The 19,333-nt window shown below is 41.0% G+C and carries 16 protein-coding genes and 1 tRNA gene; 6 read left to right on the forward strand and 11 right to left on the reverse strand.

The features are described from left to right. Nucleotides 1-14: 14 nt before the first annotated feature. Entirely contained in the window at nucleotides 15-3,284 is a 3,270-nt protein-coding gene (locus tag NCWK1_RS24695) for a tetratricopeptide repeat protein (protein ID WP_103126535.1), read from the reverse strand. Nucleotides 3,285-3,454: 170 nt separating this feature from the next. On the opposite strand from NCWK1_RS24695, the gene NCWK1_RS29755 reads away from it, so the two are divergent. Further along, the gene (locus NCWK1_RS29755) at nucleotides 3,455-3,607 is read left to right on the forward strand and encodes a hypothetical protein (protein ID WP_187308241.1); all 153 of its coding nucleotides are present in this window, start codon (nucleotides 3,455-3,457) and stop codon (nucleotides 3,605-3,607) included. Between the two features lie 170 nt (nucleotides 3,608-3,777). Here the strand turns inward: NCWK1_RS29755 and fcmC are convergent, their stop codons facing one another. The 4 genes from fcmC to NCWK1_RS24715 form a co-directional block, all read right to left on the reverse strand. After that, nucleotides 3,778-4,296: a filament morphology membrane protein FcmC gene (gene fcmC, locus NCWK1_RS24700; protein WP_103126536.1), complete on the reverse strand. Its 519-nt coding sequence runs from the start codon at nucleotides 4,294-4,296 to the stop codon at nucleotides 3,778-3,780. 5 nt (nucleotides 4,297-4,301) lie between these two features. Next, a complete protein-coding gene (gene fcmB, locus NCWK1_RS24705) occupies nucleotides 4,302-5,450 on the reverse strand; it encodes a filament morphology actin-like protein FcmB (protein ID WP_096582781.1) in 1,149 nt (382 codons plus the stop codon). Between the two features lie 223 nt (nucleotides 5,451-5,673). Beyond that, nucleotides 5,674-6,288, reverse strand: a complete 615-nt coding sequence (locus tag NCWK1_RS24710; protein WP_096582779.1) for a DedA family protein — start codon at nucleotides 6,286-6,288, stop codon at nucleotides 5,674-5,676. Between the two features lie 315 nt (nucleotides 6,289-6,603). Then, the gene (locus NCWK1_RS24715) at nucleotides 6,604-7,683 is read right to left on the reverse strand and encodes a Gfo/Idh/MocA family protein (protein WP_096585570.1); all 1,080 of its coding nucleotides are present in this window, start codon (nucleotides 7,681-7,683) and stop codon (nucleotides 6,604-6,606) included. A gap of 494 nt (nucleotides 7,684-8,177) precedes the next feature. On the opposite strand from NCWK1_RS24715, the gene queC reads away from it, so the two are divergent. Continuing rightward, nucleotides 8,178-8,852, forward strand: coding sequence for a 7-cyano-7-deazaguanine synthase QueC (queC, locus tag NCWK1_RS24720; RefSeq protein WP_103126537.1), 675 nt, complete (start codon nucleotides 8,178-8,180; stop codon nucleotides 8,850-8,852). Nucleotides 8,853-8,896: 44 nt separating this feature from the next. Here the strand turns inward: queC and NCWK1_RS24725 are convergent, their stop codons facing one another. After that, nucleotides 8,897-10,246 (reverse strand): hemolysin family protein, encoded by a 1,350-nt coding sequence (locus tag NCWK1_RS24725; RefSeq protein ID WP_096582775.1) that lies wholly within the window; start codon nucleotides 10,244-10,246, stop codon nucleotides 8,897-8,899. A gap of 155 nt (nucleotides 10,247-10,401) precedes the next feature. Continuing rightward, nucleotides 10,402-11,097: a hypothetical protein gene (locus tag NCWK1_RS24730; protein ID WP_103126538.1), complete on the reverse strand. Its 696-nt coding sequence runs from the start codon at nucleotides 11,095-11,097 to the stop codon at nucleotides 10,402-10,404. 190 nt (nucleotides 11,098-11,287) lie between these two features. Here NCWK1_RS24730 and NCWK1_RS24735 point away from each other — a divergent pair. Next, nucleotides 11,288-11,360: transfer RNA gene (locus NCWK1_RS24735), tRNA-Ile, on the forward strand. Nucleotides 11,361-11,506: 146 nt separating this feature from the next. On the opposite strand, the gene NCWK1_RS24740 is transcribed toward NCWK1_RS24735, so the two are convergent. Further along, the gene (locus NCWK1_RS24740) at nucleotides 11,507-11,923 is read right to left on the reverse strand and encodes a hypothetical protein (RefSeq protein WP_103126539.1); all 417 of its coding nucleotides are present in this window, start codon (nucleotides 11,921-11,923) and stop codon (nucleotides 11,507-11,509) included. Nucleotides 11,924-12,024: 101 nt separating this feature from the next. On the opposite strand from NCWK1_RS24740, the gene pyrE reads away from it, so the two are divergent. Then, the gene (pyrE, locus tag NCWK1_RS24745) at nucleotides 12,025-12,645 is read left to right on the forward strand and encodes an orotate phosphoribosyltransferase (RefSeq protein WP_096582769.1); all 621 of its coding nucleotides are present in this window, start codon (nucleotides 12,025-12,027) and stop codon (nucleotides 12,643-12,645) included. 140 nt (nucleotides 12,646-12,785) lie between these two features. Here pyrE and NCWK1_RS24750 read toward each other — a convergent pair whose 3' ends face one another. Continuing rightward, on the reverse strand, nucleotides 12,786-12,998 hold the full coding sequence (locus NCWK1_RS24750) for a bromodomain-containing protein (RefSeq protein WP_096582767.1): 213 nt from the start codon (nucleotides 12,996-12,998) through the stop codon (nucleotides 12,786-12,788). Between the two features lie 407 nt (nucleotides 12,999-13,405). Between NCWK1_RS24750 and NCWK1_RS24755 the strand changes: the two genes are divergently transcribed. Then, nucleotides 13,406-13,678 (forward strand): GlsB/YeaQ/YmgE family stress response membrane protein, encoded by a 273-nt coding sequence (locus NCWK1_RS24755; RefSeq protein ID WP_096582765.1) that lies wholly within the window; start codon nucleotides 13,406-13,408, stop codon nucleotides 13,676-13,678. Nucleotides 13,679-13,887: 209 nt separating this feature from the next. Here the strand turns inward: NCWK1_RS24755 and NCWK1_RS24760 are convergent, their stop codons facing one another. Together NCWK1_RS24760 and NCWK1_RS24765 are read right to left on the reverse strand one after the other, a co-directional pair. Next, nucleotides 13,888-15,327 (reverse strand): deoxyribodipyrimidine photo-lyase, 8-HDF type, encoded by a 1,440-nt coding sequence (locus tag NCWK1_RS24760; RefSeq protein WP_103126540.1) that lies wholly within the window; start codon nucleotides 15,325-15,327, stop codon nucleotides 13,888-13,890. Between the two features lie 179 nt (nucleotides 15,328-15,506). Next, nucleotides 15,507-15,839: an antibiotic biosynthesis monooxygenase gene (locus NCWK1_RS24765; RefSeq protein WP_103126541.1), complete on the reverse strand. Its 333-nt coding sequence runs from the start codon at nucleotides 15,837-15,839 to the stop codon at nucleotides 15,507-15,509. 710 nt (nucleotides 15,840-16,549) lie between these two features. On the opposite strand from NCWK1_RS24765, the gene NCWK1_RS24770 reads away from it, so the two are divergent. Then, nucleotides 16,550-19,231, forward strand: a complete 2,682-nt coding sequence (locus NCWK1_RS24770; protein ID WP_103126542.1) for a PAS domain S-box protein — start codon at nucleotides 16,550-16,552, stop codon at nucleotides 19,229-19,231. Nucleotides 19,232-19,333: the final 102 nt, after the last annotated feature.

A 19,333-nucleotide genomic window follows, 5' to 3' on the forward strand; every position in this document is an offset into this window, starting at 1 on the left:
TGGGAAAGTGAATTTTACTGTTGTGAATTGAGGCGATCGCGCAAATATGCTAAACCTTGACGCACATCCACAGTATTGGGATGATTCACCTCTAACCGTCGCTCTAAAATATCTAAAGCTTGAATGAGAAGGGGTTCAGCTTCGCTGTATCTGTCTTGGGAGTCGTAGAGTAATGCAAGGTTGCTAAGGCTAGTGGCGACATCTGGGTGTTCTTCTCCCAGCAGCTTGCGCCTGAGTTCCAAAGCTTGGATATACAAGGGTTCAGCTTGGTCATATCTTCCTTGAGAACGGTAGAGTAATGCCAGGTTGTTGAGGCTAGTAGCGACTAAGGGATGTGATTCACCTAGCAGTTTGCGCCAGAGTTCAAAAGCTTGGATACACAAGGGTTCAGCTTCGCTGTATCTGCCTTGGGAGCCGTAGAGTAATGCCAGGTTGTTAAGGTTATTAGCGACACTAGGATGTTCATCGCCCAGCAAGCGTTTATGGAGTTCTAAAGCTTGGAGATAGAGGGGTTCGGCTTGGTCATATCTTCCTTGAGAACGGTAGAGTTCTGCCAGATTGTTGAGGCTAGTGGCGACATCAGGATGTTCATCGCCCAGCAAGCGTTTATGGAGTTCTAAAGCTTGAAGACATAGGGGTTCAGCTTGGTCATATTTGCCTTGTGATTCGTAGAGTAATGCCAGGTTATTGAGGCTTTGGGCAATATGGGGATGATTCTCTCCTAACAAGTGTTTTCTCATTTTTAAAGCTTGGAGATATAGGGGTTCAGCTTCGCTGTATCTGCCTTGGTCATTGTAGAGTCCTGCCAGGTTGTTGAGGTTTTGAGCAATATCAGGATGATTTTCTCCCAGCAGGCTTTTATGGAGTTCTAAAGCTTGGAGATATAGGGGTTCAGCTTGGTCGTATCTGCCTTGGAAACGGTAGAGTTCTGCCAGGTTGTTGAGGCTGAGGGCAACACGGGGATGATTTTCTCCCAGTAGGCGTTGATGGAGTTCTAAAGCTTGGAGAAATAGAGGTTCAGCTTCGCTGTATCTGCCTTGGGATTTGTAGAGAGATGCCAGTGTGTTGAGGCTTTGAGCAATATCAGGATGATTATTTCCCAGTAGCCGTTTTCTCATTTCTAAAGCTTGGAAATATCGAGGTTCAGCTTGGTCGTATCTGCCTTGGAAACGGTAGAGTTCTGCCAGGTTGTTGAGGCTGAGGGCAACACGGGGATGATTTTCTCCCAGTAGGCGTTGATGGAGTTCTAAAGCTTGGAGAAATAGAGGTTCAGCTTCGCTGTATCTGCCTTGGGAATGGTACAGCAATGCCAGGTTGTTGAGGCTGAGGACAAAATGGGTATGATTGTCTCCCAGTAGGTGTTGATAGAGTTCTAAAGCTTGGAGATATAGGGGTTCGGCTTGGTCATATCTTCCTTGGGAACGGTAGAGTTCTGCCAGGTTGTTGAGGATGAGGGCGATACCGAGATGATTCTCTCCCAACAGGCGTTTATAGAGTTCTAAAGCTTGGAGATATAGGGGTTCGGCTTGGTCGTATCTGCCTTGGTTATTGTAGAGATATGCCAGATTGTTGAGGCTATTGGCGACATCGGGATGATCTTCTCCCAGTCTGTTTTGCACTGTTGATAAACACTGCATATCCCAAGGTTCGGCTTGGGTATACAAACCTTGTCCTGTATAAAATCTGCTCAAACCGAGGAAAGGCAAAAATAAATCTTCATCACTGATGTATTGAATGAGATGATTTGCTACTTCAGCAAGATGAGGTACGGTAAAGGAAATAGCGTTGATTTCCTCAAGTGTGGGAGTGTCCGAAATTTTTTCAGCAGCTGCTACCACGACTACGCAAAAACTTCGCTTAAATTCCTCTGCCTGTTCTAAAGCTGTAAGCTTATATTGAAAAAACTCCCGCAGCAGAGGATGTAATTGATAAATTCCCTCACCTTTATGCTGAAGTAAATGTAACTGTAACAACTCACGTCTGGCTTGTTTCCAATTTTGAACCTCATTATTTATTGTTATCCCCTCCACCAACTCCCAAGGAATCGGAGCTAAAGCAAATAAACTCAGAACACAGCCTAAATGTTGGGCATTTTCTCGCAACCGTCGCCAACTTAACTCAAAAGCAGCCGCAACACCCAATTCAGTCTTCATTTCTTGTGGAACTTCGACTAAAGCCTCATGCTTCAAACGCTCATTTTCCAAGTCTTGCAGCATTTCTGCTAGGGATAACTCTTCATCACCCAACAAATAACGCCCGACTAATTCTAAACCCAGTGGCAAATATCCCAACCACTTACAAAGTTTTCTCGCAACTAACGGTTCACGTCGCAGTCTTTCCCTACCAACTATCGATTTTAATAACTGCATCGCCGCGAGTGGTGTCAGCACATCTAAATCTAAACGTACTATCGGCGGTTGTAATTTCTCCCGCGTGGTAATTAACTGCTTAAACCGAGCCGGAACCGACTCTAAATAACACCTAACTTCTTCTCGATAGTTAATGACGTTATCAATTACCAGTAAAACCTCACCTTCATGCCATTTTGTGAGACAGTATTGCACTCTCGCAGCTAAATCTAAATCATCTGGGATGTTCAATAGCAGCTTATTACGAGCAAAATCCACCAGTTGCACTCCCACATCCTGCAATGCAGACAACCAGCAAATTCCGCCTTGATAAGTAACGCGGTGAGAATTGGCATATTGCAAAGCGAGTTCTGTTTTCCCGACTCCACCCATCCCCGCAATCGCCGCAATGGCTACCTGTTGATTTGACTGCAACAGCCGATGCAGGTTTTGTAATTCCCTTTCACGTCCAACAAATTCCACTACCCCACTCAAGGGAATATTTTCGTAACGGGTAGGCTTGGGTTGAGTTTTTTTACTTTTCTCACGCTGCACACCGGGTAATTCTTCTCGTCGGCGTTGCCATTCTGCATCAAATTTCTGCAAATTCCCTTCTTTGTCGCTTTTATCATGCCAAAGCGTCAGGCGAAAGTGCCAGTTTTCGGAACCCTTCTCATGTTCGCGCTCATCCTTCAGAATGCCTAAAAAATCCTCAAGTCGTTTTAATGCTTCTCGGACTTGTTCTTTAGTCAAACCACTAAGTTCCGCCAGAACTCTTAGCTGTGTTCTGACTATTACTTGCTGTGGCGTTTCCCAATTGAGAGCAATTTTATAAAGTTCACCGTCTTCTAACTCATCATTGGCATAAGCCAAAAACTTTTCTAAAAGTGTTCTTACCCGCGCTTCGACTTCTTCACCATAGCTAGGACGCGCCATAGGTTATTCTTGCCCAAATTTGCGACAAAGTTTCGGGATTCCCCAAACTTAATCTAGCATCCCCAAACTCGAACCTCAGCAGATTCACGCATTACAGCAAACAGACAACTGGTTTTGCTTTCTGTTACTACCCCAAATTTACCTTTGCTTCAGCGTTTGAGGCAAAGTACATGAAAGCTAAGAAACTGATGGCGATCGCATTTTTTCTGATTCCCCTAATTGCTGACTTGTTCATCCCAGGTTCAGGACTGGTGATTGAACTTGCATTATTAATTTGGGAATTGCTGCAAACAGAAGAAGATGATTTGAAGCGATCGCTCTAAATTTATCATTTAGACTTAGATCCCCGACTTTTTGAAAAAGTCGGGGATCTGAAGAGTTTCAGGAATTGAATCATGTTAGGCGATCGCGCTGATAAAAATTAATAATCCTTAATAGTCTGCACTACTAAGGATTTCTCAAAAATAATAATACTCACAATCCGAACCGTCTCTTAAAAATCATCTAAGAACTGACTGAGACGACTAATAACAGGGTCAACATCTTCAGGAGGTGTAGCAGCGTAGGTAGTGTTAACCATTTCCATTACTGGGACTGTTGACACTACAGGCGCTGGCGCTGGTGAAGTTGGAGGCTGATGGTGAATAATCGGCGGTCGCTCTGTCACCAAAATGGCTAGATGCGCCATTTGTTGCGTGAGTTGCACAATATGGCGTTCCATCGCCTCCAAACGATTCGATTCCTTAGCGAAAAAACGTTCCTCTAGGTCAGCCACTTGGCGTTGCAGTTCATCGATTTTCTGTTCAACCGACTCTGCGGCTATTGGTTTGGAAGCAGGTTTGACAGCTTCCGGGACACATAAAAATTGCCATAGGGCTTCTTTACAGAGGTCGCTAAAAGACTTTTCTGGTTGAGGCTCTAAATGGCTTTCTACCAGCGACAACAAGCTTTCGTCTGCAACTTCTGGGTTGAACGTGACCGATTTAACTACTTTTTTTGACCATTGGAACATTGGCTTTAAGACCTAGCAGCGCGAACGGCGGATAATTGCGCCTCTCCATAAATATACTGCCCCAAGGCGTTAGCTTGGCGAGATGGTGCAGCTAAATGGGCGTTGATTTTGGCATCTTTCAACAGACGTTGCACATCTTCCCAGAAGAATTCGCCACCGCCACCAGTAATAATCACATCAGTCACACGCTCAGGGAGCCAAGCGAGGACACGGCTGCAAATATCACGAGAAAACATTTCAATCAAGTTGGGGAGAAAATCATCAAGGTTAGCGGGCTTGCTAGAGCCTTTAGGACGATAAAAACGCTCTCCCTTGGGTTTGTTAACAGCAGAAATGAGCGCCAGAGATTGGCTGTCTGCGCCCTCAATTTCTTTAGCTACCATTTCGTAGAATTTGCTCATCCCGAAGTCTTCACTCTTAGAAGCTCCTCGTGCGAAGCGGAAATTATCTACCATCAACAAATCGATTGTTTGATGTCCAATGTCCACAATGGCTGCCGATACTTTGGTAAAGTCGGGGCTACCAGGGCCTTTTTTAGGTTGAGCTTCACACCAGAGAAGACTACCGTAGCCTTCAGGCATTACCCAAACTTTATTGATATTTAGAGAGACTGTTTCACCTCTAAAGTTCATTATGTGCGGGCCAGTCAGCTGACTGATGATTTGAGCCTTTTCTTTTTCAAACTGCTCTAAAGAGAGGAAGGGTAAACCCAACACAATGGAAATTTCGTCTTTTAGCTTGAAATAGCCAGCACAAGCCAAAACTTTAGCCAGTGCATCTTCTACCTTAGATTTACCGACTCCGAGGTTTGCGCCAAAGTCGGCGGCTAGTTGACCGATGGCAAAGCCACTGCCTTGGTATTCCATCCACAAATCCATTAAAGGATCAGTAGCACGGGCTTCAAAAATACCGCCCCGGACTTCCTCCATTGACATTTGTTTGACATTGGCGGGGATGAAAACCACGTTACCGGGTTCGCGGCTAACAGAAGTCTTGGTAGAAGTTCTGCCTAAGTCCACACTGAGAATTGATTTGCCAGAACCGCCATTAGTTTTAGCGGTAGTAGCAGTATTAATTGGGGTAGATGCTGAAACCCTGTTGAGAGGGATAGCAGCAGCATTCATTGGGGTAGCGGCGGAAGGTTGGTCTGTCATGAAAGCTCCTAGTCCTTTCTTAACTGTCAAAATTTAACTTGCTCATCTTACATACAAACATGCGAGATACCAGAAATTCTAGGTTTCGTCAAGTGTAGCTACGAATACGCCTAACGCTGAGTTAGGCGATCGCAAATTCAGCATTATTTGGCATAGTGTAGGCGAATTTTTACCAGATGTAACCCCCCAACTTTAAAACAACTTTAAATTAGGGTTGTGTATTTTAGTGTCTAGTCTTTTTTCGCCTACGCTTGAGTACCCAGACCACAAATGCCAAAACCAAGCTCCCAAGCACAATTTTTGATACTGGCGCAAGGTACTTGTCCACAAGTTCATACTGGCTACCCAACACGTATCCTGAGTATGTTAACAAACCTACCCAGGCAGCACTACCCAAGGTTGTATAAAATAAAAATGGTAGCAAAGGCATATTACTAATGCCTGCCGGCACGGAAATCAAAGTACGAACTCCCGGTACAAGACGACCAATTAACACTGCTTTGCTACCTTGAGAATCAAACCAGTGCTTTGCCTTGGTAATATCTTTGCTGGATATGGTTAACCACTTGCCGTACTGATCAGCCCACCTTTTTAAGCGCTGTTCGCCCAAAAACTTACCAGGATAGTACCATACAAGTGCGCCAGCTACAGAACCGACAACTCCGGCAAAAAAGACCCCAAAAAAATTTAACTTGTCTGGATTTGCTCTAGCGGTAAATCCCGCCAAGGGCATAATCAATTCTGAGGGAATGGGGGGAAATAAGTTCTCTACGAACATTAACAGCGCAATACCTACGTAACCCAAGGAACTGATAGTATTAGTAATCCATTCAAGCATTGAGTCTATTCCTAAAATTGCTGCACAAGTTTAATTGCCTAATCTAGGGTTAATCTTCTTAAAACTTTACTGATAATCAGTACACACTGGGAATAAAATCAGCAAGATTGTTTCCGCGATCGCCACGTTAAAAAGCACGGCAGCAGGAAGAGAATAAATCCTCCTTCAATCCGGTTTTAGTTCCCAACACTAGGAAAATCAATTTCCCCTACCATCACCTGTCACCTGTCACCTGTTACCTGTAATTACCGCCAAATTTTAGGGGCGCAATTATTACGCCCCTAAACATTTTATGTATTCAATTGAGCAGAACTGTTAGATTGTGGAAGTTAAAGATTGGACTCTGGACTCAGATTCCCAATCTAATGGGTTAAAAACTCTCTCTTCTAAAGCCATTTGCTCAATTAAGCTGGCTAATCTGAGGGCTTTGAGAGCTTGTTCACCACCAACGGAAGGTTGATTTCCACCGTGGACACAATTGACAAAATGCTCTAATTCTGCGCTTAAAGGTTGAATATTGGTGGTGTAGACTTTTTCAATCAAACCGTCTTGTCTGTAAAGTAACTGACGATTGTCAGTTAAATTGGTGGTTGTTTGTCGATGAACCAGAATTTCGTTCTTGAGAAAGTCTGCTTCTGTAAAGGAGTTTTTGCAATGGGCAACAATGCGCCGAATTTTTTTGTGAGTGACTTTGCTGGCTGTGAGAGTAGCAACAATGCCATTGGCAAATCCCAGGGTGGCTGTCACGTAATCTAAATAACCAGAGTCTAAAGCACGCGTACCGCTTGCTGTCAGTTTGACCACTGGGGAGGCGGCTAATTCTAGCATTAAGTCAATGTCGTGGATCATTAAATCCAATACGACGGAAACATCATTGGCCCGATCTGAGTAAGGACTCATCCGGTGAGCTTCCAGCGCCAGCAATTCTTCAGTTTTCAGGACTTTGCTTAGTTCCCGAAATGCAGGATTGAAGCGCTCAATATGCCCTACTTGCAAAATGCACCCAGATTCAGCCGCTGCATTGACTAGAGATTCTGCTTCCGAAATACTAGCAGCGATCGGCTTTTCGATTAAAACGTGAATTCCAGCTAATAGACAATTAATGCCGACAGCATAATGTAGGCGAGTAGGTACGGCGATGCACACTGCTTCCACATGGGGTAGCAAGTCACAATAATCTTCAAAAAAACGCCCCTTGTATTTGCTGGCGGTTTCTAAGCCTCGTTCAACATTGATATCTGCCACCCCGATTAGTTCAACATCTTTCATTGAACTCAATACGCGGGCATGATGTTGTCCCATGTTACCCACCCCGATTACGCCTACGCGAATCGGTCTTGGTTGATTGCGCTGTGTGTATGAATTTGATTCTGCCACTGACATGCTATTTTGCACTATTGTTCTCTCCTCAACCACCAAATTTAGAGACGCTGCGGCCGTTGGCATTTATACTGAACAGCCAGGTATGATCCGTCTAAAACCATCCAGATGGTAACATAGAGGCTCTGTTTATGAAGAATTTCAAAGTTTGCGATAGTTCCCGCAATCTGGCTGTCTTTTTTTATGTTCAGTTTTAAATCAATCAGTTTTTTGCTCTTTGCACAATAGCTAATGTGTTTTTTTATTAACTTTAAACATAAACTAAATTGTAAGTGAAAATTTATCAATGTCAGTTAGGCATTTGTTTAGCAGTAGATTTACCAACTTAAAACGTTGTAAATAAATAATTTTTTGGTCTGCAAACTTACAAAAAAAGCGACAATCATACCGAGATAATAGTCCAGTTTATAAACTGGTACAGTATGGAAGAAAAAAGATGAGTGAGGCTGATTTGTAATTTTTTAATATGATGATTTGGCAAGTTAAAATCTAAAAATTTGGCAGCCGAGATGAAAGCCGTAATTTTGTTGTCTGGGGGATTAGATTCTTCTACTGTACTGTATCAAGCCAAGGCTGATGGTTGTGAATGTTACGCAATTTCTTTTGATTACCAACAGAGACATCGCCGAGAGTTAAACTCAGCTAGGCACGTAGCCCAAACAGCACAGGTAGTAGAACATCAGGTAGTCAATTTTGACTTACGACAATGGGGTGGTTCAGCACTGACTGATGACAAAATCGATTTACCCGAAGCGCGTTCTTTGGCTGAAATGTCGCAAAATATTCCTGTAACTTATGTACCTGCCCGGAATACGATATTTTTAAGCTTTGCCTTGGGCTATGCAGAAGCGATCGCCGCTGAAAGAGTTTACATCGGTGTGAATGCCTTAGATTATTCCGGTTATCCTGATTGCCGCCCTGACTACATCCAAGCAATGCAGGAAGTGTTTCGCCTCGGAACCAAGCAAGGCCGAGAAGGCAACCCGACTGCGATCGTCGCCCCTTTAGTGAATCTGAAAAAAACTGAAATTATCCAGCTTGGTAATACTTTAGGTGTTCCTTGGGATTTAACTTGGTCTTGTTATAGCGGCGGTGATGTGGCTTGCGGAGTTTGTGATTCTTGTCGCTTGCGGCTGGCAGCTTTTGATGAATTGGGATTAACAGACCCAGTTCCTTATGCTTAGTGGGCAATAGGAAGTAGGGATTTAGATATTCCTTCTCCCCTGTTTCATCCCTGCGGTAAGCGTTGGACTTGAATTTGATGCAGCCTTGGCCCGAACACTGAGACTATGGTGAATTGAAGATTCTGGTATAAAAAGATTTCACCTTTGCTAGGCATTTTCTGTAATTGATAAAGTAAAAAACCGCCCAAGGTTTGATATTCCCTCATTAAAGGCAAACTGAGATTTAAAACTTCGTTGAGGTCTTCGAGATTAATCTGTGCTTGTACTAAAAAGGTGTTTTGATCCACAATCTCAATTAACAAGTCTTCGCTATTTACTGGTTCTCCTGTATTGCCAATAATTTCGCCAATCACATCCTGAATGGTCACTAAACCTACAGTCCCGCCAAATTCATCTACGACGATGACCATAGCTGGCTTTTCTTGCTGCATCATGGGCAATAGTTCACTCAAGGGCGTGTTTTCTGGAACAAATCGGGCAGGACGCATCCACGGTTGAAGATGGGATGTAAAAGTGAGTTTCTCCATAGCTAAGGGTTGCGCCAAATCCCGAAAATAAACAATGCCGCGAATGTCATCTAAAGATTCGCCAATAATGGGATAGCGGGAGTGACCTGTAGCCGTCATTTCTTGAAGTAAATTCTGGAACGTAGCATCTTTGGGTAAGCCAATAATCCCATTCCGGGGAATCATCACATCTTGGGCGGTGACATCACCAAATTCAAAGACGTTATTTAGCAGTTGACGTTCGGAATGTTCTAAGCCAGTAGATTCTCGTTCTGTGGCAATGATCATCTGTAATTCTTCTGAGGTAACTGGTGGTCTCCAGCTTTGACCTGTGTATTCAATACCAAAAATTCGTAACAAACAAAAAGTTGATTGGTTAAGAATCCAAATGAAGGGACTGAAAAAACGGACGATCGCTTTTACGGAAGGGCCTAAAAATCGCGCTAGTTGTTCGGAATAAAGCAGCGCTAAGGATTTTGGGCATAATTCCCCTAAGACAATTTGCAGATAGGCTACCAAAAAAAAGGCTATAGGAATTGACAAGGAATGAGCGATAAAGTTTGTTGTTGTGGCTGGTAAAGGCCAAGATTTCAACCATGCGTTTACCAGCACCACAATTGTACTTTCGCCAATCCATCCCAGTGCCAGACTAGAAAGGGTAATACCTAACTGTGTTGTAGATAGCAGTCGATCAATACTGCGTTGCAATGTCTCAACGGCGATCGCTTGGATATCACCAGCCTTAACTAACTGATGAATCCGCGATCGCCGCACTGTCACCATCGAAAATTCTGCTGTCACAAAAAAGGCATTGATGGCAATCAGCAGTAGTACTGATAATAATCGCAGCCCTACATCTGCCCAAGTTAAACCAGGAAAACCAATCACTGCCAAAGCTCGTGTAAATTCACTTAAAGTAAAAAGTAAAAATTAAAAAGGTAAGTCCAGCACTGCGAGAGGGTTTCCCTCCGCAGGTGACTGGCGAACCCGAAGGGCAAAAGTTTCTTTTTACTTTTACCTTTTACCTTTTTACTTTCCCATCCCTACCTTGCTACAGGAATGTCAGATACATCTAACTTGAGTTTTTGTGCAGGATAATCTGTCAGAGACAGAGATACTTTGTTCACATCATCCAGTAAAGCTGTAGGAATAATCACTGTACCGGAAAATGTCGGGCCATTGGCAGGTAATTCTGCTGGTAAACCTTCTGTACTGGCGCTCAAGGTTCTACCTTTGTCGTCTGTAACATCTAAAAAACTATACAAGAAGCGCACAGAATCTTTCCCTTTGTTCTGCATTTTTACTTTCAAAAGTAAATCACCGCCAGAATAACGCGCCGACTGCACTGCAAAACTTACACCTTCACTTTCGGCATTTACAGGAAATCCTGGTTGGGGTTTTTCTTCAACTACTTCCTGTGGTTTTTCTTGTGGCTTCTTTTTGTTGTTAATATCTTCGTCGTCGTCTAATTTTTCTGATTTGGCAGCTTTGGCCTTACCATCAATCCGAGACTTAACAATTTTTAATATTTCTTCTTCTTTTAATAACGTTACTCCTGGCTGTTGGGAGTTATTGGTCTTAGCGCTGGCGAATTTGGTGGTCGGGCGACCATCTGGGGTTGATACTCCTTTGAGAGCCAAACTTCCCAAATTAAACCCTAAAAACGCACTTACAGACCCTGCGCCCAACATCAGGATTAACAGAATCAACGTCAGTATTACAGTAGAATTTATTTTCATCGCTGATAAGCTGTTGCTGAAGAATGCTGGTCTATATTAAGAGCATTGAAGTTATGTGCCTCAATCCTTAAAAGAACTTAATCAATCATAGTGTGCATCATTTCATAATTAAATTATGTAGTATAAAAATCTGATAAACTGTGGTACAAGGGTAGACAAATAGTAAATTTGAGATAAAATTAATATTCGACCAGGGTTGGCCGAGCGGTTGAGGCAGCGAACTCATAATTCGCCCAAGGCAGGTTCAACTCCTGCACCCTGGATTTAATAAGTGCTGAGTTGAAAGATCTGAGTGATCAGTTTTATCAAGCAGAATTTAGAATTGAATAGGAGTGTGACACTTCGGAAGCTTCTAATCACTTCTTTTAACCACTCAGCATTCAGCACTCAGCACTCAGCACTCAGCACTCTAAAAGCGGAATTCTGTACCGACTTTGAGCTTGTTACTATTTAAGCGAGGAGATGCAAGTAAAGAAGTATCATAAGGATTGGGTAAATCTGGTGTACGTAGATAAGGGTCATTACCGACTTGCTGAGTCATAACATCTCGATAGAGCGTGTTCATCAATTCAGCATCACGGGCAATTTCATTTTCTGGAAAAGAATCCTTGAAACCGGAACCATTACCCAGAAAATTTTGTAGCTGACGCTTAGGAGTGTTATTTTCGTAAAAATTGCGATCGTGACGAAAGTAAGCTCGCTCAAATGCTTCATTAGCCGTTTCATAATTAGGTGTTGCCGTCTCAGCAAATGCCATAGAGGGAAAAACGAACCCTGTAGTTAAAAGCACTAAAAAACCACCAAAGGGTTTAAACTTTATACCCATCTTGCTTAACTCCTCAATTTTGAGCAAATCTTAACTTATGCTTAATTGCAGAACTCTGATGAGTTCAACCTTTGGTGTAGCACAACTGATAATCATTTGTAATGACGCATTCTACTGAAACCCTTACCCAGGCTGATATGTGGTCAGCCACTGCTGACTTAGCTACTTTGCGCCACAAGCTACTAGACTTGTTTTGCCAACTCGCCTACCAAGAAGGTGATTTTGTGCTGGCTTCAGGGCTACGTAGCACCTATTACATTAATAAAACCCAGGTGACTCTTCATCCCCAAGGTGCTTTAGCCGTTGGACGCTTATTATTTCCCTTACTACCTGCGGATACTCAAGCTGTGGCAGGTTTAACATTAGGTGCTGATCCCATTGTGACAGCAGTCAGCGTGGTTTCTGTTTATGAAAATCGACCCATCCCAGCACTAATTATTCGCAAAGAAGCCAAAGGTTACGGAACAAAAGCTTATATTGAAGGCCCCACTTTGGCAGAAGGTGCAAAAATTGTAGTTTTAGAAGATGTAGTGACAACTGGTCAGTCTGCCTTAAAAGCGGTGAATCGCCTTAAAGATGCAGGATATATCGTTGAGCAAGTAATTGGACTTGTAGATCGCAAGCAAGGAGGTGCAGAATTGTACCAATCTGTTGGTTTAAAGTTTGAAGCGCTGTTTGAAATTGCAGAAGTTCAACAACGGTATCGGGAATTAGCCGGTTAAGGTGCTAAGTTAACCGCCAAACATTGAGAAAAGCAGCTTTTGGGTGTAAAAGTATCGGGGTGTAAGAGTTTTGCATACTTACACCCCGATAATCGTTTATGAGTCTGAACAATTGCCAGGCATCACAGCATCAGGTTCATTTATACTTTTTTGTCAGGATCTGCTTGGGGTAATATCGATTTATCTTCATCTAAAGTTGGTACAGGTACACCTAGCATTCTCCTTGCAGATTCCTCTGCCAATTGTCGGTCTTGCTCATTGTCAAACTGGTTTTCATCTAACAAATATTTGTGTCTAATTGCTTCGTCTCGATTTGGTCGAGCGCCGTTTTTCCATCGGTAATTAAATGTCATAAGTTGCAATGCACTGAAATTGTGCTTGGGTTTGACTGTATTGATCCTATGTGGGTAGTTGATGGTTGCACTCTACCAGAAGTTGAAATAAATTCGCCTTTTGATTGTTAAGAATGTTCATAATTGTCATTTAAGCTTAATTCTTCTAGTAGAGGATAGGGTTAATGAGAAATGCCTATACTGCAATTACCAAGCAATGAATTAATCAGCCCATAGCTTCACAGCAGCTATGGGCTTTTTCTTGAGTTTTTACCTATATTGATTTCGGCATACCTCCAAAGAAGTTACAGCCATTCAACTACCCCTTCAGGCTACGAATAATTAATTCTGATGATAGATTGGCTGAACTTACTGAACTTGTTAATCTGTAATTGTCAGAAAAAACATTAACTACAAACAAAAAACAAATGAACATTCTTGCTTGGATTATTTTAGGTTTAATTGCTGGTGCTATTGCTAAAGCTATCTACCCTGGTCATCAAGGCGGCGGCATACTGGGAACAATTTTGTTAGGTATCATAGGTGCATTTGTTGGTGGTAGCTTAGGAGTATTCTTCAGTACGGGAAATTTTGCACTGGCGGCTCCAACTCTTAGCATTCCTGGTATTTTAGTAGCGGTTTTAGGTGCTATTGTCGCCGTCTTCTTGTGGAATTTGCTAACTCGCCGTAGTACCGTTTAATAGATGTAATTGACTTTAATTTATAGTAAACATCAGGGAGATTTTGTTAATATTTTATCCCTGAACTTATTTAAAAAATAGCGTTAGTTCACTGAGAAACTAACGCTATTATTATAGTTTTTATTGACAGGGAGTATACAAATAAGAGCAAACAGATGTTTACCTTTACAGTAAGTTCTATCTCACCAATCTAGAATCCGCTATAGTTTTTACCTAATTATTTCTTTCTGCTGTTGATAACGTTGTTTAAATTGCTGTTGTCGTTGTTTATGATCCACAATGGGTTCAGGGTAGCCAACAGCGCGACGTTCTAGAGGTGTAATTTTACCAGTTACTAAATATTCGTTATCAAGAGACCGCAATTCTGGCAACCATCGGCGGATATATTCGCCATCTGGATCAAATTTCTGCGCTTGACTGGCTGGGTTAAAAATTCGCAAGGGTTTGGGATCCATTCCACTAGAAGCACTCCATTGCCAACCGCCATTATTGGCAGATAAATCACCGTCAATTAGCTTTTGCATAAAATATTTTTCGCCTAATTGCGGACTAATTAGCAAGTCTTTTGTCAGGAAACTAGCAACAATCATCCGACAACGGTTGTGCATCCAACCGCTTTCATTTAATTGGCGCATGGCTGCATCTACTATGGGGTAGCCTGTTTTGCCTTCGCACCAAGCTTGAAAGTGTGTATCGTTAGTTTCCCAAGGAAAGTTTTTAAAGGCATCACGGTAAGCACCTTCAGCTAATTCGGGGAAACTATACATAGCGTGTTGATAAAATTCGCGCCAAGCTAGTTCTTGCTGCCAAGTGCGGATACTATTTGTTGTTTCTTCACTACGGCTATTTTCTTGCGCTTCTGTTGTAGCTTGCCAAACAGTGCGAATGCCAATTGCACCAAATTTCAACGCAGCACTCAATTGTGATGTTCCATCTGTCGCGGGAAAGTTGCGCTGTTCTTGATATTCGGTAATGGCTTTATAGGTAAATTCTGCTAATCTTGCTTGGGCGGAGGCTTCCCCTGGTGGGAGAATTAAGTCACCATCCCAGATAAATCCTAAATCTTTGGCAGTGGGTAATGGAATTGCACCTGCGTTTTGGGCAATTTCTTGTTCGCCTGGTGTTAATCCTTCTATGGTTTGTAAGGTTTCTACTGGGGGCAATTTTGGTTTGCTAATCCAATTTTTCCAAAATGGGGTGTACACAGTGTAAGGTGCATTGCTACCTGTGCGAATTTCTGCGGGAGAGTGGAGAATTTGATCCCAATTTTCGTTGAGGAATTGAATGCCTTTTTCTTTGAGTGCGTCAATTATATTGCGATCGCGTATTTGAGAATATGGTTCTACATCCCAATTCCAAAACACAGCTTTGGCATTTAAAGCTTCAGCCAAGGCGGGAATTGCCTGCATAGGATCGGCATGGAGAATCAGGAGTTGGCTACCAATTTGGGCATATCGCTCCTGTAATGCCTGTAAGCAGCCAATCATATATGTTACTCTTACAGGCGCAATATCATCACGTTCAAGAATATTGCGATCTAGACAAAATACACCCACAACTTTTGGGCTTTGACTTCTTGCCGTAGCTAGTCCAGTATTGTCAGAAATGCGTAAGTCACGGCGATGCCAAAACAGAATTAACTCAGACATTTCCTACCTATTACAGTTCACTTGTACTATGCTAAATCCTATCAGTAAGTTGCCATTATGAACTACGTAAACTAGTCGGTATGAAAAAGAGTCTAGAAAACTAGATACTAGTGATTAGAAAATAGCGTGTTTTACTCAGAACTTTCAATGCCGAAGACTAAAAGACGAAATTTCACACCTCACACTTCATCTATTTCTTTCGGGTTAATTTCACACACTAGTTCATAGACTACTGTTTTTGGTGGCTCAACAAATAAAGGCATCATTTTTTTCAAAATGTGTTGGTAAACCTCATTTTGGTTAGCTTCCATATCTTCTACACTTTCCCAAAAAATGATAGATATGCCTCTGTCAGTTCCTGGTTCTTGTAAAAGATAGGCTCCTTTGAAACCTTTTGTATATGTTAATACAGCTTCTTCATAAAGTTGTTTGGCAGCTTCAAATTTACCAGGCTTGAATTCGCCCATTGCCACATGAGTAAATTTATGTCTGAGAAAATCTTGAAAATCCATAAAATTTTTCTCCGTAAATTCAGATTTATTTCAGCTTTAAATTGTAAAATAAATTACAATTTATTGTTATATTCCTTTTTTTATCTGAAAAACTAAAATATCACTATAGAGTGCCTTAATGGCAAAAATAAGTAAAACTTAAAATTTATTGTATTTAATTTTAATCTGTCTTTTTACCTGCTTTTTGGGAATTCAATTCTCAACAATTCTCGAAATTGCTTGATTTTTGTTAATTAAGCAGTAAGTTAAAAAATTTAATATTTTCTATAGATTTATTACAGAATAGATTATGTAGCTTTTAAAACTCAATTACTTAATATGAAATTTTAAAAATGCTTGAAAACAATGGATATTGATAAGTTTAATAGTTTAAACCAAAGAATAAAAAGTTACATTTGGGAGATACCAAGCTGCAATAAACTCATAATCCAGACAATTTATTTTTTCAATCAATAGATCATCTATCCAGCATTTGACAATAAAATGAATTTGACTACCCTCAAATTAGCTAAATAGTCTGAGACTACATATCCATCAAATCTGGAAGCTATAGCTAAATTATAATTAAGAAAAAAATGCCATATTTGCAGTTAAAATTGCATAATACTCTATTAAATTTAAATAAATGATATTTAACTCTTGTTTGCTATAGCTTGCATTCTCTATCTTGTTCTGAGGTTAAGAACATAAATTTAATTGATGAATTAACTATGCCATTACAAAATCAGCTAATTAATTGGCCGACTTTATATCATCTAATTAATCATTCTCCTTTAACGATTAACCCTGATAGTTATCTAGTCGATGCTATTATCTTGATGAGCCAGAAACAATCTCAAAGTCTGTCTCTGCCTAGCTTAAATAGATATTTCAATGCTGATATCTGTAATCAGCAAAAAAATAGTTGTGTCTTAATTGTAGAAGCTGGATATTTATTAGGGATAATTACAGCAAAAGATGTAATAAATATCATTGCATCGGGAGTTGATATCACCCAAACAAAAGTGGCTGATGTAATGGTAACAGCATTAATTACTCTCAGGCAAAGTCATGCAACAGATATATTTACAGCTTGGTCACTGTTACGTCACTATCAAATTAGTTATTTGCCAATTGTAGATAACCAAGGCAAATTAACAGGTATTATTACTGATAGTATTTTAGTACAAGCTTTCAACCGGGACATAATAGTTGGTATCAAAACAGCCTGCCAGAAACCAAAAAATAATTATCGCAAAATCAATGGTATAAGTTGTTCTATCCACCATAATCTTCAGCTAGGAATAGAACAAAAATCATCTACATTTCTATCAACTCATCAAGAACTTCAAGAAACTCGTAAAAAACTTCAGATGGTAGAAGAAAAACTCCACCGAACTCAGGATGAGTTAGAAAAACTAGTGGCAGAAAACCAGCGTTTGCAGCAGAAAATATTTAAATACCAAAAGGCTGAAGCAGCTTGGCAAAATAGAGAGAAACTTTATTGTCAACAAAAAGAAGAATCATTGCGTGAGAGTGAAGCCAGACTCAGTTTAGCTTTAGAAGCTGCTCACATGGGTATTTGGGACTGGAAAATCCAAACAGATGAAACCCTTTGGTCGGCTAACATGGGTCTACTGTATGGTTTACCTAACAGGACTGCGTGTCCAACAAAGGAAGACTTTTTGGAGTTAGTTCATCCTGAAGATCGGCAAGTTTTTAGTCAGGCTGTGACAGCGACTATTCAACAAGGAGTGAAATTTGTTGTTGAATATCGTGCTGTTTGGCCAGATAGCAGCATTCACTGGCTGAATTCGACAGGTCAACTTTACTACAACGAAGACGGTCAGCCAAGTAGGTTAACGGGGACAACTAGAGATATTAGCGATCGCAAACAAGCTGAACAGAAAATTCTCGAACAAGCAGCTTTGTTGGATATTGTCACAGATGCAATTGTCGTGCAAGATTTGCAAAATCGGATTCTTTTTTGGAATCAAGGTGCTGAACATCTGTATGGTTGGTCAGAACAAGAAGCAGTAGACCAAAACGCCGATGAACTTTTATTTAAACAACCCTCACCAAAAATCTTAGCGGCGATAGAAAAAGTAATTGATAGTGGTATTTGGCAAGGTGAATTACATAAAGTTACCAAATCTGGCAAAGAAATTATTGTCGCTAGTCGTTGGACACTCATGCAGGATAGTACAGGAAAACCTAAATCTATCTTGATTGTTGACACTGATATTACCCAAAAGAAACAACTAGAAGAACAGTGTTTCCGCACGCAAAGATTAGAAAGTCTTGGGACTTTGGCTGGTGGCATCGCCCATGATTTGAACAATATTTTGACACCAATTTTAGCTGCATCTCAACTGTTACAACTAAAGTTTCCCCAAGACACAGAGCGCTATTATCAGCTAATGGCAATTATCGAAAATAATGCCAAACGTGGTGCAGATTTGGTGAAACAAGTATTATCGTTCGCGCGGGGGTTTAAAGGAGAACGCACAATTATTTTGATTAAGCACTTAATTTCGGAAATGCTGCTGATTGCCAAACAGACATTCCCGAAATCTATTGAATTTGCGATCGCCATTCCCGATAATCTGTTGGCTGTGTCTGGGGATGTTACCCAGCTGCATCAAGTGCTAATGAATTTGGTAGTTAATGCCCGTGATGCCATGCCGGATGGCGGTAAAATTGAAATTTTCGCAGAAAATAGATTGATTGATGAAGCCTACGCCCAAATGAATTTGGATGCTCAAGCTGGGCATTACATTGAGCTAACTGTAGCGGATAATGGGATGGGGATGCCGCCAGAAATATTAGATAGAATTTTCGAGCCATTTTTTACGACCAAAGACATAGGGATAGGGACAGGGTTAGGTTTGTCAACAGTTCTAGGCATTATTAAAAGTCATGGTGGTTTTATTAATGTATCTAGTAAAGTCGGTAAAGGCACGAAATTTAAATTGTTCTTACCCGCCGTAGAAGGTTGTCCAGCAATCAAAACCGAAAACTTAGCAGTACCTTTAGGGGAAGGAGAATTAATTTTAGTTGTTGATGATGAAGCAAAAATGCTAGAGATTGCTACCATCGTCTTAGAAAACTACAACTACAAAATTTTGACGGCTAGTAATGGGATTGAAGCGATCGCACTTTATGCCCAACATAAACATCAAATCAAAGCTGTGTTGATGGATATGATTATGCCGGAAATGGATGGGATAACTGCCATTCGCACCCTACAAAAAATGAATCCTCAAGTGAAAATTATTGCTTGTAGTGGGTTTAATCCCCAGGAAAAATTGACAGAAGTTGTCAATGCCAATATTCAGCTAGTTTTGCCAAAATCTTTTACTGCCAAAGATTTATTGAACAGTTTACAGTATGTATTGAGAAACCAAAATTAGGTTTTTTTAGGTATAAGTTTGACTTTTAAAAAAATCTTAGGTGCAGCCTAAACCCTGATTTTTCTAGTTCAAAAATCAACTAGAATTCTGAATAATATAACT

This window comes from Nostoc cycadae WK-1, from assembly GCF_002897135.1.
Classification (GTDB): domain Bacteria; phylum Cyanobacteriota; class Cyanobacteriia; order Cyanobacteriales; family Nostocaceae; genus Nostoc_B.

Excerpts from the sequence above, each read along its gene's own strand:
- NCWK1_RS24695 (WP_103126535.1), bottom strand. The coding sequence starts at position 3,284 with ATGGCGCGTCCTAGCTATGGTGAAGAAGTCGAAGCGCGGGTAAGAACA.
- NCWK1_RS29755 (WP_187308241.1), top strand. The coding sequence starts at position 3,455 with ATGAAAGCTAAGAAACTGATGGCGATCGCATTTTTTCTGATTCCCCTA.
- fcmC (WP_103126536.1), bottom strand. The coding sequence starts at position 4,296 with ATGTTCCAATGGTCAAAAAAAGTAGTTAAATCGGTCACGTTCAACCCA.
- fcmB (WP_096582781.1), bottom strand. The coding sequence starts at position 5,450 with ATGACAGACCAACCTTCCGCCGCTACCCCAATGAATGCTGCTGCTATC.
- NCWK1_RS24710 (WP_096582779.1), bottom strand. The coding sequence starts at position 6,288 with ATGCTTGAATGGATTACTAATACTATCAGTTCCTTGGGTTACGTAGGT.
- queC (WP_103126537.1), top strand. The coding sequence starts at position 8,178 with ATGAAAGCCGTAATTTTGTTGTCTGGGGGATTAGATTCTTCTACTGTA.
- NCWK1_RS24730 (WP_103126538.1), bottom strand. The coding sequence starts at position 11,097 with ATGAAAATAAATTCTACTGTAATACTGACGTTGATTCTGTTAATCCTG.
- NCWK1_RS24740 (WP_103126539.1), bottom strand. The coding sequence starts at position 11,923 with ATGGGTATAAAGTTTAAACCCTTTGGTGGTTTTTTAGTGCTTTTAACT.
- pyrE (WP_096582769.1), top strand. The coding sequence starts at position 12,025 with ATGACGCATTCTACTGAAACCCTTACCCAGGCTGATATGTGGTCAGCC.
- NCWK1_RS24750 (WP_096582767.1), bottom strand. The coding sequence starts at position 12,998 with ATGACATTTAATTACCGATGGAAAAACGGCGCTCGACCAAATCGAGAC.
- NCWK1_RS24755 (WP_096582765.1), top strand. The coding sequence starts at position 13,406 with ATGAACATTCTTGCTTGGATTATTTTAGGTTTAATTGCTGGTGCTATT.
- NCWK1_RS24760 (WP_103126540.1), bottom strand. The coding sequence starts at position 15,327 with ATGTCTGAGTTAATTCTGTTTTGGCATCGCCGTGACTTACGCATTTCT.
- NCWK1_RS24765 (WP_103126541.1), bottom strand. The coding sequence starts at position 15,839 with ATGGATTTTCAAGATTTTCTCAGACATAAATTTACTCATGTGGCAATG.
- NCWK1_RS24770 (WP_103126542.1), top strand. The coding sequence starts at position 16,550 with ATGCCATTACAAAATCAGCTAATTAATTGGCCGACTTTATATCATCTA.